The sequence below is a fragment of the Bacillus sp. DB-2 genome (assembly GCF_003315125.1).
GTDB lineage: Bacteria > Bacillota > Bacilli > Bacillales > Bacillaceae_G > Bacillus_A > Bacillus_A mycoides.
Genome location: NZ_QNRN01000013.1, coordinates 1 through 17,212 on the forward strand (window position 1 = coordinate 1; position 17,212 = coordinate 17,212).

The following is a 17,212-nucleotide window of genomic DNA, read 5'->3' on the forward strand; positions in this document are numbered from 1 at the left end:
GAGTGGTGGCTTCTTCTATAAGGAAGAACTGCTCTTTTTCGAAAGGGTGGTGCAAGTGGGGAAACGATTATTCGTTTCTAGTACCAACCAAAAACTTACTTGGGGTGTTACCTTAAGGTGGCATGAATTCTAGAGCGTCAAACTGTCTAGCGATAGACGAAAAGACCTAGCGTTCTAACTCAAGCCTCCACTGAAACGTTTTATCTCAGTGGGGGTAGTTGACAATGATTCACAAATTGTTAAAATTCGGATTTGTGTGAGGGGGATGTGGATATTTTTCGCAAAATGAAAAAGCAGGACATAAGTATTTACACCCATGTCCTGCACTTGATTTATACTCTCGTAATGGCACGTGGAAATAAAATATTATTTTCTAAATGAATGTGCTCAAATAAATCAGACTCTAGCGCTTCAAGACGTTGGTAAACAAGTCGATAAGTGCCGCAAGCGCCTTCTGGTGGAGTAAAATCATTTGTCACCTTACGAAGTTCTTTAATAATATTGCCAGCGTGGTTATGTTCATTTTCGAGCTCATCTACTACTTTACGTAACTTTGCATAGTTTTCATCAGTTGGATTTTGTTCGAATTCTAAAATTAACGGAAAATCTTCCGTTTCTTCTTTAATTAAATGTTGTTCTAATTCCATTTTAAGTTCATGAAATAGCTTATGAATTTGAGCTAAATGAGGCTGATTTGCCCCATGAACACGTAATGCCTTCGTTACATATGGACTTAGCTGTGGCAACTCTTCATTTAAAAAGCGATGATGCTTATTAATTACATAATCAATCAATTCGCGATAAGAAGCATTTTTCCAATCAATTTCAGATTCATCTAATAGTTTCGTATTATGATAAAGCGTATTTAACTCTGTAATTACTTCAGAAGCTGATAAATTTCTTTCATTAATTGCATCAATAAGTGGTCTATTACCACCACAGCAAAAATCTATTCTATATGACTTAAAAAGGTCGCTAGCTTTCGGGAATTGCGTAACAATCTCACCAACAATTGAAGTTTCAGTAAATGTATGTTTCATATGAATGCCTCCATAAAATTTAAATGTAATATCTAAATTAAGAATAGCGATAAATTAAAATTAATGTGGTGATTTAAATCACTTATTATGTGTCATTTTTGAGAATAATAAAATGAGTTTTATAAAAGGGAGAGGGAGGGTAATTCGTCGCAATAGTTTCTGATAATAAAAAAAGAAGCTTACTAGAAGCTTCTTTTTTACTACTATTTTTCACATGCAACTCCATCGCCATCACGATCAAGTTTAGAGCTATAACCTGGTTGATCTCTATATAATGGAGCTTTTCCAGCATTTTTAACTTCAGTACAATTTTTGTAAGTTACATTACTATTGTTACTTGCAGCTGGTTGTGTTTGAGCTTGCTGTGCTTTTTGCTGATCCTCTTGTTGTTTGCGAGCTTGTTCATCAGCCTGGCGTTTTTGCTCTTCTTGTTGTTTGCGAGCTTGTTCATCAGCCTGGTGTTTTTGCTCTTCTTGTTGTTTACGAGCTTGTTCATCAGCCTGGCGTTTTTGTTCTTCTTGTTGTTTACGAGCCTGTTCATCAGCCTGGCGTTTTTGCTCTTCTTGTTGTTTACGAGCCTGTTCATCAGCTAGACGTTTTTGCTCTTCTTGTTGTTTACGAGCCTGTTCATCAGCTAGACGTTTTTGCTCTTCTTGTTGTTTACGAGCTTGCTCATCAGCTAGACGCTTTTCATCTTCTTGCTTAAGAGCTTGCTCTTCGGTTTGGCGTTTTTCATCTTCTTGTTGTTTACGAGTTTTTTCGTCCGCCTCTTTCTTTTCTAATTCCTTTTTCTTTTCGTCATCTTTTTTCTCTTCACTATTAGAAGCGACTTGTTTATTCGTTGCTGTCGTTTTTGCAGAAGAAGGACTTGAAATACCTGATAGCGCAACAAAAATGACAAATAAAATAGCTGTGATAATAAATTGTTTTTTTGCTACACCTGTCTTTTTAATTACGGATAAGATTGCTAGAACAAGGAAAAAAATAAATAAAATCAAACTTAAAGTAGCAAAGAAATCGATGACTGGGTGTTCAGATTTTGTAGTGCCCATTCCTATTAAGAGAAATGAAATCATAAAAAGAATAACAGTTGGACGACCATACTGTTTTGCTTTTCCATTTTTCTTAAAGAATGAAATGATACATAAAATTAAAAGAATAAAAGCAATAAAAGATAAAGCTGCACCAATATTACTCAAAACTGCCATTTTAATACCTCCATTTGTAAGATTTTCTCTATAGATTATATAGGGATTTATTGGATATTACACGTTTTATATTAATTTAGAAAATTAATATTTTAATAGACATATAAACATTTATTTTATATATAAGGAAAAATAGATGTATTTACTATTACTTTTTGAAAGAGATTTCATAAATTATAGTATATCGATTGAAAGGAGGAGATTTGTATGGAATTTCAATTATTAGTGAATTGCGTGTTACAAGAAGGGAATGCTTACTTTTTAGTAACAAAAGTAGATGATGTTATTACGTTGAAAGTGCCAATTACAGCAGGAGTAGCAGGTTTATTCTTAGCTTTAGGTGTACCAAGATGTTCTTAATTTAGCTTTTGATAGTAAAAGGATGAGGGACAAGCCTTACCCTTTTACTATTACATAATTTTTTTATGTAAACTAAATGAGTTTTTTAATATTATTTTTGCCATAGCACGTTTAAAACGGACATGCATATACTATAATGTTTCATTGGCCTTTGATGATGAACGATAGTTTTAAAAAGTGTATCGAAAGTAGAAGTGATATTCTTTTCAATAATGAAAATAAAAGAGGTGCTAGTATATATGAAAAGACGAACGTATGATATTCCAGTCGTATTACGAAGAGAATGGTTTTTAATAGAATTAGCGCATTTAACAAAAAAATATGGGATTGAAATAGCAACTAGTAAAATAGAAGATGCACCATTTCTAAGAGATCAAGTTACAGAATTCAAAATAGGAGCGGGTTTGCAATACGATAAATATGATGATGAGTATATCATCGAGTTTTAAACAAAGAAGCTGCGTATAAAAGGTTATTAAAGAGACCTTTTATACGCAGTTTTTTTGTAAAGAGAAAGCTTTATTGAGAAATATTCAAAACGCTTATTGTAAAAAGGAATGAAGAAATGTTGAGAGAATAACGTTTGATAAGAAAGGAATGCGGCTATTAATTTCTTATTATATTGTAACGTAAAAGTAATTGATTAAATGGAATTTACAACAATTGGTGTTCAACGGAATGGCAGCGTTTTCTTTCAGGAGAAAAAGGGGGATGTTAATGGGAATTATGAAAAGGAGTATCGCATTATTTATTGTACTTTGTTTTATGAGTCCGCTGGTTTTTAGTGCAAATGTACACGCGGAGGTTGTAACAGAGCTTAAGACTGGCTTTCCAGATCAAGAAGTATTTACTCCTGGAGAATGGTTTTTAGGTCAGAAACCTACTAATTATGATGAGAATAAACCACCAATTCTCTTTGTACAAGGAAGAAATGGTAATGCGGATAGTTGGTATGGAAAGACAGTATATCATGAGATGAATGATATGTACGATTATGCTTTGAAAGCAGGCTATCAAACTGTATTTATTCAATTATATGATGCCGCGGGGAAAGGATCAGCTAGCCAATGGGACAATGGAAAATTGTTAGCACAAAAGCTTGAAGAGATTTATAATCATTTTGGCAAAAAAGTAAATATTGTAGCTCACAGTAAAGGTGGTATTGATACACAAGCTGCGTTAGTTGGATATGGAGCGAATCGATTTGTTGGAAGTGTTATTACGCTTGCCACTCCGCATTACGGATCCAATTTAGCGGATTTATCATATAGTTGGTGGGCAGGATGGCTTGCCTCTATATTAGGTCAAAAAGATGATGGGACATATTCATTGCAAATAGGTGAAATGGCAAAGTTTCGTTCTACAATAGATAATAATCCTGCAGCTAAATTAAACCGTTACTATACGGCTACTGGGACAAGCTGGGGACCTGTTTTTTCAGCATTATCTATGGGCGGGTTGTATTTGTCATCATACGGTTCTAATGATGGGTTAGTGAATGAATGGAGTGCTAAGTTACCATATGGAACACATTTATTTACAGATTCACGGTTTGATCATGATAATATCCGAAAAGGTTCAGCTGTTTTCGCACGAATTGAACCATATTTACGGACAGTAAATGTACCAGTACCAGCTTTATTAGCCCCGAGTAATAGTTCAGAGGATAAGGTAGAACAATTAAACACAACTTCTAATCAAGCTATTTTAGGAGGAGAGTTGTCACAAAATGAGTGGGTAGGGCAAACTATCGCAGTTGATAAAAAGGCAGAAGGGGTAATTTCTGTTTTAACAGCTTCTTCGGATGTAGAAATACAACTAATATCTCCAAAAGGAAAAGTTTATACAAATAAAGATAGTGCTGTATCTACTGGTGAAGGTGAATCTTTCTTTAAAGGAGCGACTATAAGAACATTTAAATTTGATAAAATGGAAGAAGGAGAATGGCAAGTTAAAATGATGGCGAAGCAGCAGAAAGATGCATATTTAATCGTGACCGATTACAAAAAAGATGCTCCGTTCGTCCTTCAAATGCCGGCAAAGGTTAAAGTAAATAAAGCAGAGTATAAACTCAAAAAATCACCTGTAGCTCCAGAAATGAAAGGCGATCTTTCAGTAACAGTACGAGTAATTAATAAAGATGGAAAATTAGTTTCTGAATCAAATGAATCGAAAAACATTAATACAACTACATTTACAGGTGCTTTGAAAAATATAGAACAGCCGGGTGTATATAACGTTACAATTGATATAAAAGGAATGAATAAGGAAGGACAACCTTATAATCGTACGATAGTTAAATCGGTTTATGTGGAGAAGTAGGAAAGAATGAATCGGTTTTAATAAAAAAAGTGCCGAATTCTTGTGGCAGAAGGATTTCGGCACTTTTTCATGTTTATTAGATGAATAGAAAAGTGAAATGGGAGTTTATGTTGTATAAGAGGACGATAGGAATCAAAAAAACGTTATGCAATAAAAAAAGATACTAAATTAGTATCTGAATGTGAGGGAATAGTATTAACTTAGTTTTGTAACTGTTAATTCAACTGAATTTATACCATTATCACAAGTTACAATACTTTGATGATTGAAACCACTATTATTTCTAAGTTGAAGAGTTGAATTAGCAGGCACCGTAACAATAGTTTCGCCAGCTAGTTGAAGGCATTCGTTATTTGATGAAGTATTCATTTGAAAAGCGAAATCACCTTGACTATTAGCAAGTGGATTATTATTTAAAAATATAGTTATGACTGGAATATGGGGAAATACAGGATTTAACGTAGTGTTAATACTTGAAATGAAAGAAATTCTATAATCACCAGCTTTACTAAATTGTATAGTAGTCGGATTTAATAAGGAAACTCCTCCTGCCAAAGGGCCAACGTGATTAAACGGAAAAGAACCGCCAAAAGGAACAGTTATAAACTCAGTTTGCCAAAAAGTGCCGTAAGCAGGCTTAGATGATTTATGTGAATGGTCGCATGAACATTTTTTATACGAACTGGAAGATTGATGGCACGAACATTTTTTATATGAACTAGAAGAAGAGTGGCATGAAGATCTTTTATATGAACTTGAAGAATGATAGTATGAACCCAATATATTACCTCCTATTATTAATAAATGTATAACACATAGTAGTTTATGCAATCGAAAAGCAATTGGCGTGTATACTTGTCCATATATAAGGTAATAGATTTAGGATAAAAAACTGGCATAATATAAAGTACTCTAATGAGGGGATATAGTTTTCAAAAAATGGAGTTAGAATATTCTATGTGATAAATTTTGGAAAATAAAAAGGATGAATATTTAGCAGATAACTCTATCCAAGGTTTTAAAATGTTGAAGTATTTAAACTTTAAGATAGTATATCGCCAAAGTAAAGAAGAGAAGTATTTAAAGGACAGCATTTTAGTGAAACAGAGAAATGGAAAAAGCGATGATTAAGTTTTTAACTTAGTCGTCGCTTTTTATTTATGTAGTTGTGCAGGAAGAAGGCAAAAAATATCGAATGAATGTAATTATACAGAATTGTTTGTATTTATTTTGAATAATAGTTAAAGATACGTTAGTTATATTTCAAACAGTAAGAAAAGAGAGATTAAATAATAGAGGGAGCAACGTACATGGAAAATATATTAAAGGTATCCTCAAAATCAAGTCCGAATTCAGTGGCAGGTGCAATAGCCGGTGTACTAAGAGCAAGTGGCAAAGTAGAAATCCAAGTGATTGGAGCTGGTTCTTTAAATCAAGCGATTAAAGCAATTGCGATTGCAAGAGGTTTTGTAGCTCCAAGTGGCATTGACTTGGTGCTTGTTCCAGCGTTTCAAGAGGTTACTATCGATAATCAAGAAAGAACAGCAATCAAATTAATTGTAGGTCCTAGAAGGAGAAGGTCTTAATAGCGAGCATTAATATAAGGGGATTTGAAAAGGTCAATAGACTCCAAAAAGTTATACACGTTATTTCATTTTACAGTTCCTTGGGCGTGGATACAGTATTGTACCGGATTTATGACTTTTAATTCCTCTTTATATTTAGCGGGTTTTTCTAGAAACTTAAAAATGCCAAATCCTTTGTGACATAAGGGATTTGGCATTTTTGAGGTTTTTATGTTTTTTAAAATCAACAATTCTAAAACTGCTCATTCTTCTCCCAAGATTCTACAATATAATGAGCAATCGTTGGGTTGAATCCTTTACCAACTAAGAACATAATCGCAGCAACTTCTGTTAAAGCATGTTTGTGTGATGTATGTTTCGCTTCATTCAAGCCGTAATCTACCCAAGGTTTTACGAAATCAAGTACAGGTTTCTTTAAAGGTAAAAACTGTGTACCGACAACTTGTTGGATTTGTTGTTGCGTTGGTTCTGTAATAGGTCCAGGTGGTAAAATTTGTGGTTGTGTAATATCTAAAGTCGGCCCAGGTGGTAATATTTGTGGTTGCGTCGGATCAATTGTTGGTGGTTTAGGTGGTGAGACACGTGCGTCATAGTTTGGTTGATACATTTGTTGTTGGTATGGATTTTGTTGATATTGTGGTTGCGTCTCGTATGGAGTACCTTGAAATTGAGGTTCTTGGCTAGGTTGTGCTACGTATGGATTTTGAGGATATTCATAATTTGGACGTGTGTCATAAGGGTTTTGAGGATATTCAGTTTCTTGATTTTGCGGTGTTGCGTATGGATTTTGTTCGTATTGTGGCTCTTGATGTTGTGTCTCTTGCTCCTCATATTGTTCAGCATATCTTTGTTCCTGATGTTGAGGATAAAGAGGCTGTTGTGGGTAAGGCGGTTGGTTATTATAGAACATTTTTATTCCTCCTTCATAATGATGCCTACCACCTAGTGTATGGGCGGACAAGAAAATATGTGATGAAAAAATGCGGGCGTGTTACAATAAGTAACTGGGTGAAGATAAAATGATAAAACAAGAAAAAATACAAAAAACAATAACTTTCGTAAAGCATATTTTAGAAAAAGATGCGAGTGGGCATGATTGGTATCATATTGAACGCGTACATAAATTGGCGATTTCTTTATCCGAGCAAGAAGGGGGAAATCGTTTTATAATTGAAATGGCAGCATTACTTCACGATGTAGCAGATGAGAAGTTAAATGAGAGTGAAGAAGCAGGAATGAAAAAAGTTTCTGATTGGTTAGAAGAGTTACGTGTTGAAGAAGAGGAAAGTAAGCATGTTCTTCATATCATCGCCAATATGTCTTATAAGGGCGGTCATGGTGGCACAGTTGAGTCACTTGAAGGGAGAATTGTTCAAGATGCGGATCGTTTAGATGCTCTTGGTGCAATTGGAATAGCTCGAACGTTTGCATACGGAGGAGCGAAAGGGAGATTAATGTATGATCCAACTATCCCTCCTCGAGAAGTGATGACGAAAGATGAATATAGAAAAAATAATGATCCATCTTTAAATCATTTTTATGAAAAGCTTTTAAAACTAAAAGATTTAATGAACACGAACGCAGCAAAACAAGAGGCTGAAGTTCGTCATCGTTATATGGAACAGTTTATTGAACAATTTATGAAAGAGTGGAATGCACAAATATGAAAATGTTAACTGTGGAGAACTTATCGAAATCATACGGAGAAAAACCGTTATTTGATGGATTATCATGTAGTATTACAGAAGGACAACGTGTCGGAATTATCGGTGTAAACGGTACTGGTAAATCAACGTTATTAAAAATTATTGCAGGATTAGAAACTCCTGATACAGGTGATATGACGCATTCACGCGGATATACAATTAGTTATTTATCACAGCAACCAGAGTTTGATGAAAAACTAACAGTATTAGAGCAAGTGTTCCATGGTGATACACCTTTAATTCGTCTTCTTCGTGATTATGAACAATCGTTATTAAATATCGAAAAAGATCCAAGTAATGAAAAAGTACAGGAACAATTATTTGCAGTGCAGCAACGTATGGATGCGATGAGTGCATGGGAAGCAAATGCGAATGCAAAATCGTTATTAACGAAATTAGGAATTACTGATTTTACAGCAACTGTTGGAAACCTATCTGGTGGACAAAAAAAGCGTATTGCAATGGCGCAATGTTTTATTGAAACACCTGATTTATTAATTTTGGATGAGCCTACGAACCATCTTGACCATGAGACAGTTGAATGGTTAGAAGAATATTTAGCAAGATATACAGGTGCGGTATTACTTGTAACCCATGATCGTTATTTCTTAGATCGTGTGACAAACCGTATTTTTGAATTAGATAACGGTAAACTGTATAGCTACGAAGGAAACTACAGTACATTTTTAGAAGCGAAAGCACTTCGTGAAGAGCAAGAATCGGCACAAGAATCAAAACGCCAAAATTTATATCGTCGTGAACTTGCTTGGATTCGCCGTGGTGCAAAAGCCCGTTCTACGAAACAAAAGGCGCGCATTCAGCGTTTTGATGAGCTGAAGGGACAAGAAGGACCAGCAGCGAAGCAATCAGTTGATATTGCACTAAGTGGAAGTCGTTTAGGAAAGAAAGTACTTGAATTAAAAGATGTAACGAAAAAATTTGGTGATAAAACAGTACTACATAACTTTAATCATATTGTGAAGCCTGGTGATCGTATCGGAATCATCGGAGCAAATGGAAGCGGAAAATCATCACTATTAAATATGCTTGCAGGAAAATTCTCTCCTGATAGTGGTGAAATTGAAGTAGGACAAACTGTAAAAGTTGCCTATTATACGCAAGAAAATGAAGAGATGAATTTAAACCAGCGTATGATTGAATACATTAAAGAAATTGCGGAAGTTATTCATACGACAGACGGAAAAGTAATTGGCGCATCTCAAATGCTAGAACGTTTCTTATTCCTACCGCATTCACATGGAACAACGCTTGGTAAACTATCTGGTGGCGAAAGAAGACGGTTATATTTATTGCGTATTTTAATGGGAGAACCAAACGTACTATTACTTGATGAGCCTACGAATGATTTAGACACACAAACATTAACAGTGCTAGAAGATTATTTAGAAGATTTCCCAGGTGTTGTTTTAACTGTATCGCATGACCGTTACTTTTTAGATAAAGTAGTAGATGAATTGTTCATCTTTACTGGCGAAGGCGAAGTGCGTGAATTCCTAGGTAGTTATACAGAGTATTTAGAAATGGAAAAAACGAGAGAACTCATTGAGAAAGCAGAAGTTCAAAAGGAGAAAAAAGTAGTAGAAGAGGCTCCGAAACAACAACGTAAACGTAAACTTTCTTACAATGAGCAGCGTGAATGGGAAACAATTGAAGATACAATTGCACAACTAGAAGAGAAACTTGAGTCAATTGGAGAAGAACTTACGAATGTTGGATCTGACTTCACAAAGGCCCAAGAATTATCTGAAGCAGGGCAGAAGATAGAAGAAGAGCTAGAAAAAACGATGGAACGATGGAGTGAACTATCCGACATCGTTGAAGGATTAAAATAAAAACAAGCTGCATATATTGAAAAGTAAAGAGAAAAACTTTACACTATTGGTAGAACCTATTTTAGGAGGGAAAAAATGAGAACATCTAATCCAATGTTGAAAAAAGAGGCATTCCGTAAAGAGGGAGCAAATACTTCTGCGATGACTATTGGCGGAACAGTAGGCAAAACGTTTATCATGCTTATCTTGCTGCTTGCAACGTCTGTCTATTCATACATACAGATGACGCAAGGTACGATGAAGATGCCAGTATTAATTGGCGCTTTAGTTATTGCGGCAATCGTCGCATTTGCGTCTATATTCTTCCCGCGCATTTCACCTATCGGTGCGCCAATCTATGCAACGGTAGAAGGGGTTGTATTAGGGAGTATTTCAGCGATTTATACAATGAAATTTGGCGATACTATCGTTTTAAACGCTGTCTTACTAACAGTTTCAATTCTATTTGCAATGCTAGTGTTGTATGCAACACGCGTAGTAAAAGTAACTGATAAATTCCGCACAGGTGTAATCGCAGCGACAATGGGAATTATGGTTATGTATTTAATCGTATTCTTACTAAACATGTTCGGTGTTACAGTTCCATATATTCACCAGGGCGGTACAATCGGTATTATCATTAGTGCAGTTATTATTGTAGTTGCTGCATTAAATCTATTACTAGATTTCGATTTAATCGAAAGTGGCGCACGTAGTCAAGCTCCAAAATATATGGAGTGGTACAGTGCAATGGGTTTAATGATGACGCTAGTATGGTTATACTTAGAAATTCTTCGTTTCGTTTCTTACTTTACGAAAAATGACTAATAAAAAAATCCTGCATGAAATGTGCAGGTTTTTTTGTTTTTAAAAATAAATTGAAAATATGGATGTTGGCGACTTAAATTGAAGGGGGATGGAATATGATGAAAGAGAAAAAAGGGATTATGAAAAAACTATTTTCTAAAAGTTTTTTCATAGAACTAGATAACGCTTTAACATATCCGTCAGCAGAAGTCATTCGTTCAGCTATTGAAGGACATGCGACAGAATGTAATGAACAATTGAAATTTGAGAGTAAAGTTAAACCGATTACTTTCTACTTAGAAAATGTAATGTACCGCGCTGAAATAAAGATGGCCCGCGGAGGATATTACATATCTTGCAGTGAAGTATAATATTTTTGGAAACCTTACATGTTTAAACTATGTAGGGTTTCTTTTTTTGATTTGTAAGATATAAAGTAATAATTTTTGCTTACAAACATATCATTTTGCGCTTTTTACCCTTCCAACATTTTTCTTTACAATGAAGAAAAATATGTGAGGTGGTATAACTTATGATGAATCGAGTTGTATTAATCGGTAGATTGACAAAGGAGCCAGAATTATACTACACAAAACAAGGTGTCGCTTATGCACGAATATGTGTTGCGGTGAATAGAGGTTTTCGAAATAGTTTAGGTGAGCAACAAGTAGATTTTATTAATTGTGTTGTATGGAGAAGGTCGGCTGAAAATGTAACAGAATATTGTACGAAAGGCTCACTTGTTGGGATTACAGGGCGTATTCATACGAGTAATTACGATGATGAACAAGGAAAGAGAGTATATAGAACTGAAGTTCTGATTGAGAGCATTACATTTCTGGAGAGAAGGAGGGAGGGGGCATCGCAATAAGATGTAAAGAGTATTAAAAGTTAAGAGGGCTTTGTAGCATAGCCCTCTATTATTTTTGATTGATACCTTCCCAAACAACATCTAACTGTTGATTGAGTATATTTTTCGCATTTGTTTCATTAGAATTTAATAGGGATTGGGACATGAGTGTATAAAAATAAGTACTCATAATAGTAGAAGTGATAATATTTATATCCCATTGACTGTTTAATTTTCCTGTTTCTTTCGCTGCTGTAATAATTGAAGACAAACTTTCTTGTAGCTGTTGTATACTTTTTAATTCATTTTCTACTAAGTAGTTAGATTTAATAATTTCAAAAACAGCATGCTTCATTAATTCTCCATGTCCAGTAAAGCGATCTAGTAAGTCTCCTAAAACAAGTTTGATTCGTTCTTTTGGATGTTCCACATTTTCATACGTTTTTAAACTTTCATTCCATAGTTCAATTTGAGAATCACCTAAAAATAATAATATGTTTTCTTTTTTCGGAAAGTAGTTGAAGAAAGTTCCTTTTGCAATCCCGCATGCAGTAGTAATATCTTGAACCGTTACATTTTCGTACCCACGTTCTTGGAAGAGCTGTACTGCTTTTAGGAATATGAGTTCTTTTAATTCTTTTTTTCTCGTTTCTCTAAGCATATAATCTACTCCTAACAAAAACAATTATATCTATTTCTTAGATAATCTCAAACGAAATTTTATTTTATGCACAAATTTACTGTTTAATAAAATTTAATACAATCATGGGGGTTTTTAGGTCGTGTTGTACTTGAACGCCTTTAATAGTTGTATCATTAGAGTCTTCGGCTATTGTAATTGTCTCATCATCATTCACCCAAATTAATAAAGTTTTGATTGAATGATCTTCATATACAATTTCCATTTTACTCGATACAGATTCCATAGTTTGTTTTGTTAAGGAGATTTCTTTAGGTGTACCTGCTTGAATAGATTTGAGCATTTGTACAATAAATCCATTATTATTTGTTTCTGCTTTTACTGTAATATTTTCCTTCATATTTAATAACTTTACATCCGTTACATCATCTGTTTTTAATGCTAGTTTTGAGTCTGCTTTATTTGAGGTGTAAGCAGAGCATCCAAGTAAACTAATAAGTAATATAGTTGAAAATAAGATAGAGAGAAATCTGGTCATACTTTTCGCCACTTTTCGTTGTAGTTTTTTATAAATGAAAATTGTATAGTTCATGTGCTTGCTTTTCAGAAACCCATTTCGGAACAAGTTTCATTACTTGGTTTCTTAGTATAGTTAAGGATTTACTCTCTATTTGCGCCATTTTTCCAACTTTCCATGCAGTGTTTGAGATTTTTTCAATTCTATCTCGTCTTTTTTGTTCGTATTCTGTAAATGCTTGGCGATAGTGGGCATTATTTTTGATGCATTCAGCAAGAATAATAGCATCTTCAATTGCCTGACAAGCTCCTTGGCCTAAATTCGGTGTAAGTGCATGGGCAGCATCCCCAATAAAGATGATGCGTTTGTCAAAAAACTGTTTCATTGGAATAAGGTCTACAATATCACGATGAATTATATTAACGTCCGATGCGTTTTTTAAAATAGCTGGGATGGGATTATGGAAACTTTTGAAATGATTATACAAATCTGCTGTTGTATAAGCCTTGTATTTTTGATCTCTAGCTTTAGCGTTTATGAGCGCATACCAGTATACTTCGTTGTTAGGAAGAGGGACGATACCAAATCTACCGTTTGTTCCCCAAGTTTCAATAAAATCGTTTGTTAAAGATAGATTATGAGCTGGAGTTACGCCGCGCCAACACGTATAACCGGCATAACGATAACCATCACATTGTGTTACTTGTTTTCGAACGACAGAATGAATACCATCTGCAGCAATGAGTATATTGCCGAATGCTTCACTACCATCTTGAAATAATATTTTTAAGGCGTTTTCTTCATTTTGTTCTATTTTTACGCACTCTTTTCCCCATTCGACAGTACCTTCTTGTAGTTTGGAAAGTAGCAATTGATGTAAATCTTTTCGATGAATGGAGTACATTTTTGGATAACAAGCTGGAATGGTCAATTTACTAAATATAGTTCCTTTTTCGGATACAAGGTTAAAACCGTTACTTTCATTGCCGAATTTTTTTATTTGCTCAGAAATTCCATATGGTTCAAGTGCTTGCATTGCATTTGGGGCAATGATAATACCTGCACCAGCAACAGTAGGTTCAGTATTTTTATCATATACTTTTACATCTAATCCTATTTTTTGTAAGGAAATTGCTGCGCAAAGACCAGCAATACCACCACCAATAATCATGACATTATTCATTTGTTATCCCTCCACTTTCAGATGACTTTGATCATAAAATGACCGAGGTCATTTTATGAGTTAAGATTAATGCCTTTTTTTGTTATTGTCAATTAGACTTTTAACTGTAGTTTCGGAATGATTAGGTGAAAATAGAAATAGTTAAACTTATATGAAATGTAGAAAAGGAATTAGTAAAGTTAAGCATCCGAGTAGGAGTATAGAGGGATAACATGTTACAATACAGCTAAGAACACGCAATAAAGGAGAGTATTTTTACGTGAAAATTAAAGCAATTGAACCGACGCCAAGTCCGAATACAATGAAAGTTATTTTGAATGAAGTATTACCATCAGGAGCGCGTAATAATTATACAAATGAAAATAAAGAACAAGCACCAATGCAAGTGCAAGAAATTTTGAAAATTGAAGGCATTAAAGGTGTATATCATGTAGCAGACTTTTTAGCAGTGGAGCGAAATGCGAAGCATGACTGGAAAGTTTTATTACAACAAGTTCGTGCCGTTTTCGGTGAAGAAATAGTGGAAGAAAGTGAAGAACAGCAACTTTCTCATTTTGGAGAAGTGAAAGTGTTTGTTCAAATGTTCTTTACTATTCCGATGCAAGTGAAGTTAACAGATGGAACGACAGAAGAGCGTGTAGGCTTACCTGATCGTTTTAAAGAATCCATTATGAAAGTGCAAATGTCTGCACCTAACGTTGTGAAAGAGCGCAAGTGGGTAGAGCAAAGTACACGTTACGGTAATTTTGAAGAAATCGGGAAAGAAGTAGTAGAAGAAATTATTGCTGCTTATTCAGAAGAACGTGTAAATGAAACGGTTAAAGAATTATTAGATCAAGCAGGTGCTGTTGAAGTAACGATTCAAAAGCGTGAGCCATATAAAGTAACAGAAGAGATGATGAAAGATTCTGACTGGAAAAACCGTTTTGCAGCTTTAGAACAAATGGATCCAACGGAAGAAGATATGATGGTATTGAAAATGGCATTAGATGATGAGAAAGTATCTATCCGCCGCCTAGCAACAGCTTATTTAGGTATGGTAAAAGGTGATGGAGTATTGCCGTTATTATATAAAGCGTTATTAGATCGTTCAGTAAGTGTTCGCCGTACAGCGGGAGATTGCTTATCAGACGTAGGTGATCCAGCAGCGATGTTCGTTATGATTAAATCTCTGAAAGATTCAAGTAAATTAGTACGCTGGCGTGCAGCGATGTTCTTATTTGAACTTGGTGATGAAAGTGCAATTCCGGCACTAAAAGCAGCAGAAGATGATCCAGAGTTTGAAGTGGCGATGCAAGCACGTTTAGCTTTAGAACGTATTGAAGGCGGCGAAGAAGCAAAAGGATCAGTATGGAAGCAAATGACGGAGTCTCGTAAAGGGGAATAGTTTATGATTGTTTTCTATGATAGTTGGTGCCCGATGTGTACGGCGGTTACAGAACGTACGAAAAGATTAGATAAAAAGGGTAAGATGAAATTTGTTTCATTTCGAGATGAAGATGTGGTTGAGAAGTATGAACTTTCTCAAGAATTACAAAGTAAGATGGAACAAAGATTGTATATTTTAAAAAATAATAAGTGGTATGACGGAATTCATAGCATTAACGTATTAGCAAAGGCCGTTCCATCTTATTGGTTTGCAGTACCTTTTATAAAACTATCTATCGTACTTGGATTTGGAAGTAAAGTATACGATTATATTGCCAACAATAGAAAACTTGTCCCAGTTGGACACTGTCGTGAAGGGGTTTGTGAAATCCCTACAAAAAAATGAAATCATCGTTATCTTTCTTTTGCACCTATTAATAGAGCGTGATATGATAAATTTGGAATGAAAGTTGAAGGAGAGATACAAGATGTCAAATGCATATGAAGAATACATGCGTCAAATGGTAATTCCAATGCGCCAAGAGTTAGTGCGTTCTGGATTTGAAGAGTTAACTACAGAAGAAGCTGTAACAGAATTTATGGAGAATGCATCAGGTACAACTTTAGTAGTTGTAAACTCTGTTTGTGGTTGTGCAGCTGGTTTAGCACGCCCATCAGCAGGTCAAGCGGTTGTACGTGCTGAAAAACAACCTGATCATCTTGTAACTGTATTTGCAGGTCAAGATAAAGATGCTACTGTGAAAATGCGTGAATACTTCGGAGAAATTCCTCCATCTTCACCATCTATGGCATTACTAAAAGGAAAAGAAGTTGTTCACTTCATTCACCGTCATGAAATTGAAGGCGCAACAATGGACGAAATTATTACAAACTTAGAACAAGCTTTTGAAAAGAATTGCTAAAGAAGGGGGAGAGTAAATCTCCCTCTTTTCTTTATATAGAGGTGAAAAAATGATAGTAACAACAGCAGGAAGAACGAACAAAGAAATGACAGATTATGCAAACAAGGTAGCGGAAGAATTAAATCTTTCTTTCATTAAACGTAATGACATACCAGTACATAAACTGCATGAGCAGTATGAACAAGATGTACTTGTCGTAGGGAAAAATCGATTAGCCATTTATCCAAAAGGTACGGAAGAGTCGTTTTTCTTTCATCCAAACTCAGCGATGTTTCGTGTGAAAAGGTTAATGCGCGGAGAGCACGATCCGTTTGTACAAGCTGCTAAATTAGAGAGCGGAATGACAGTATTAGATTGTACGCTCGGTATGGCGTCAGATAGTATTGTAGCTAGTTATGTTGTTGGTGAAAGTGGAAAAGTAACAGGGCTTGAAGGAAACGAATATATGGCTTACATCATGAAAAAAGGCTTGCAAACATGGTCTTCATTCGTTTCTGAAATTGATGAAGCAATGCAACAAATCGATGTGAAGCAAACGGAGCATTACGCATTTTTAACACAATGTGAAGAGAATAGTTATGATGTCGTTTACCTTGATCCGATGTTTGAAGAAACTGTCATAGAATCAGATGGAATTAAAGGATTAAAACACTTCGCTTTGTATCATGATATTACTGACGAAACAATTGCGGAAGCAAAGCGTGTGGCGAGAAAGCGTGTCGTTCTGAAAGATCATTTCCGTAGTGCTAGATTTGAAAAACATAATTTTCACGTATACAAAAGAAAAAGTGCTAAGTTTCACTTTGGTGTAATTGACCCTTGCTAATTGTTTGAAAAGATGTATAATAAGCAATAATTAATTAAATATAC

21 protein-coding genes and 1 other annotated feature (1 of these 22 cut by a window edge) are annotated in these 17,212 nt (G+C 34.9%); of the genes, 14 read left to right on the forward strand and 7 right to left on the reverse strand.

Translation table 11 applies throughout. The annotated features are described in order from the left end of the window. Positions 1–332 precede the first annotated feature (332 nt). The gene (ric, locus tag DET63_RS20970) at positions 333–1,040 is read right to left on the reverse strand and encodes an iron-sulfur cluster repair di-iron protein (RefSeq protein ID WP_113937748.1); all 708 of its coding nucleotides are present in this window, start codon (positions 1,038–1,040) and stop codon (positions 333–335) included. Positions 1,041–1,243: 203 nt separating this feature from the next. Next, entirely contained in the window at positions 1,244–2,248 is a 1,005-nt protein-coding gene (locus DET63_RS20975; RefSeq protein ID WP_113937749.1) for an excalibur calcium-binding domain-containing protein, read from the reverse strand. 207 nt (positions 2,249–2,455) lie between these two features. On the opposite strand from DET63_RS20975, the gene exsG reads away from it, so the two are divergent. From exsG to DET63_RS20990, 3 genes are all read left to right on the forward strand, one after another. Continuing rightward, the gene (exsG, locus tag DET63_RS20980) at positions 2,456–2,608 is read left to right on the forward strand and encodes an exosporium protein ExsG (protein ID WP_000395676.1); all 153 of its coding nucleotides are present in this window, start codon (positions 2,456–2,458) and stop codon (positions 2,606–2,608) included. A 239-nt stretch (positions 2,609–2,847) separates the two neighbouring features. Continuing rightward, a complete protein-coding gene (locus DET63_RS20985) occupies positions 2,848–3,057 on the forward strand; it encodes a hypothetical protein (RefSeq protein WP_002085943.1) in 210 nt (69 codons plus the stop codon). Positions 3,058–3,319: 262 nt separating this feature from the next. After that, a complete protein-coding gene (locus DET63_RS20990; protein WP_395922866.1) occupies positions 3,320–4,930 on the forward strand; it encodes a lipase family alpha/beta hydrolase in 1,611 nt (536 codons plus the stop codon). Between the two features lie 195 nt (positions 4,931–5,125). Here the strand turns inward: DET63_RS20990 and DET63_RS20995 are convergent, their stop codons facing one another. Continuing rightward, complete coding sequence (locus tag DET63_RS20995) at positions 5,126–5,710, reverse strand: preprotein translocase (protein ID WP_113937751.1); 585 nt, start codon at positions 5,708–5,710, stop codon at positions 5,126–5,128. A gap of 189 nt (positions 5,711–5,899) precedes the next feature. On the opposite strand from DET63_RS20995, the gene DET63_RS30355 reads away from it, so the two are divergent. Together DET63_RS30355 and DET63_RS21000 are read left to right on the forward strand one after the other, a co-directional pair. After that, complete coding sequence (locus DET63_RS30355; protein ID WP_181777943.1) at positions 5,900–6,061, forward strand: hypothetical protein; 162 nt, start codon at positions 5,900–5,902, stop codon at positions 6,059–6,061. Positions 6,062–6,240: 179 nt separating this feature from the next. Beyond that, complete coding sequence (locus DET63_RS21000) at positions 6,241–6,516, forward strand: stage V sporulation protein S (protein ID WP_002035358.1); 276 nt, start codon at positions 6,241–6,243, stop codon at positions 6,514–6,516. Positions 6,517–6,748: 232 nt separating this feature from the next. Here DET63_RS21000 and DET63_RS21005 read toward each other — a convergent pair whose 3' ends face one another. Then, positions 6,749–7,426: a hypothetical protein gene (locus DET63_RS21005; protein WP_002065129.1), complete on the reverse strand. Its 678-nt coding sequence runs from the start codon at positions 7,424–7,426 to the stop codon at positions 6,749–6,751. A 109-nt stretch (positions 7,427–7,535) separates the two neighbouring features. Between DET63_RS21005 and DET63_RS21010 the strand changes: the two genes are divergently transcribed. From DET63_RS21010 to DET63_RS21030, 5 genes are all read left to right on the forward strand, one after another. After that, positions 7,536–8,183, forward strand: a complete 648-nt coding sequence (locus DET63_RS21010) for an HD domain-containing protein (RefSeq protein WP_002065130.1) — start codon at positions 7,536–7,538, stop codon at positions 8,181–8,183. Beyond that, positions 8,180–10,075 (forward strand): ABC-F family ATP-binding cassette domain-containing protein, encoded by a 1,896-nt coding sequence (locus DET63_RS21015; RefSeq protein WP_002127139.1) that lies wholly within the window; start codon positions 8,180–8,182, stop codon positions 10,073–10,075. The genes DET63_RS21010 and DET63_RS21015 overlap by 4 nt, the downstream gene beginning before the upstream one ends. 75 nt (positions 10,076–10,150) lie before the next feature. Next, on the forward strand, positions 10,151–10,882 hold the full coding sequence (locus tag DET63_RS21020) for a Bax inhibitor-1/YccA family protein (protein ID WP_113937752.1): 732 nt from the start codon (positions 10,151–10,153) through the stop codon (positions 10,880–10,882). Positions 10,883–10,977: 95 nt separating this feature from the next. Then, complete coding sequence (locus tag DET63_RS21025; RefSeq protein ID WP_061688393.1) at positions 10,978–11,232, forward strand: DUF4318 domain-containing protein; 255 nt, start codon at positions 10,978–10,980, stop codon at positions 11,230–11,232. Between the two features lie 161 nt (positions 11,233–11,393). Next, positions 11,394–11,732: a single-stranded DNA-binding protein gene (locus tag DET63_RS21030; protein ID WP_002141572.1), complete on the forward strand. Its 339-nt coding sequence runs from the start codon at positions 11,394–11,396 to the stop codon at positions 11,730–11,732. A 49-nt stretch (positions 11,733–11,781) separates the two neighbouring features. Here DET63_RS21030 and DET63_RS21035 read toward each other — a convergent pair whose 3' ends face one another. The 3 genes from DET63_RS21035 to DET63_RS21045 form a co-directional block, all read right to left on the reverse strand. Further along, positions 11,782–12,372, reverse strand: coding sequence for a TetR/AcrR family transcriptional regulator (locus DET63_RS21035; protein WP_002136037.1), 591 nt, complete (start codon positions 12,370–12,372; stop codon positions 11,782–11,784). Between the two features lie 76 nt (positions 12,373–12,448). Next, a complete protein-coding gene (locus DET63_RS21040; RefSeq protein ID WP_235661789.1) occupies positions 12,449–12,889 on the reverse strand; it encodes a hypothetical protein in 441 nt (146 codons plus the stop codon). 28 nt (positions 12,890–12,917) lie between these two features. After that, positions 12,918–14,051, reverse strand: a complete 1,134-nt coding sequence (locus tag DET63_RS21045; RefSeq protein ID WP_016092706.1) for an FAD-dependent monooxygenase — start codon at positions 14,049–14,051, stop codon at positions 12,918–12,920. A 259-nt stretch (positions 14,052–14,310) separates the two neighbouring features. On the opposite strand from DET63_RS21045, the gene DET63_RS21050 reads away from it, so the two are divergent. The 4 genes from DET63_RS21050 (at position 14,311) to DET63_RS21065 (ending at position 17,168) form a co-directional block, all read left to right on the forward strand. Further along, on the forward strand, positions 14,311–15,438 hold the full coding sequence (locus tag DET63_RS21050) for a conserved virulence factor C family protein (RefSeq protein ID WP_002136040.1): 1,128 nt from the start codon (positions 14,311–14,313) through the stop codon (positions 15,436–15,438). A 3-nt stretch (positions 15,439–15,441) separates the two neighbouring features. After that, positions 15,442–15,825 (forward strand): thiol-disulfide oxidoreductase DCC family protein, encoded by a 384-nt coding sequence (locus DET63_RS21055; RefSeq protein WP_098634941.1) that lies wholly within the window; start codon positions 15,442–15,444, stop codon positions 15,823–15,825. Positions 15,826–15,907: 82 nt separating this feature from the next. Then, positions 15,908–16,342, forward strand: a complete 435-nt coding sequence (locus DET63_RS21060) for a BrxA/BrxB family bacilliredoxin (RefSeq protein ID WP_002012568.1) — start codon at positions 15,908–15,910, stop codon at positions 16,340–16,342. A 49-nt stretch (positions 16,343–16,391) separates the two neighbouring features. Next, positions 16,392–17,168, forward strand: coding sequence for a class I SAM-dependent methyltransferase (locus DET63_RS21065; RefSeq protein WP_113937754.1), 777 nt, complete (start codon positions 16,392–16,394; stop codon positions 17,166–17,168). Between the two features lie 40 nt (positions 17,169–17,208). Beyond that, positions 17,209–17,212 (forward strand) — a binding site (T-box leader); it runs 211 nt beyond the window's last position.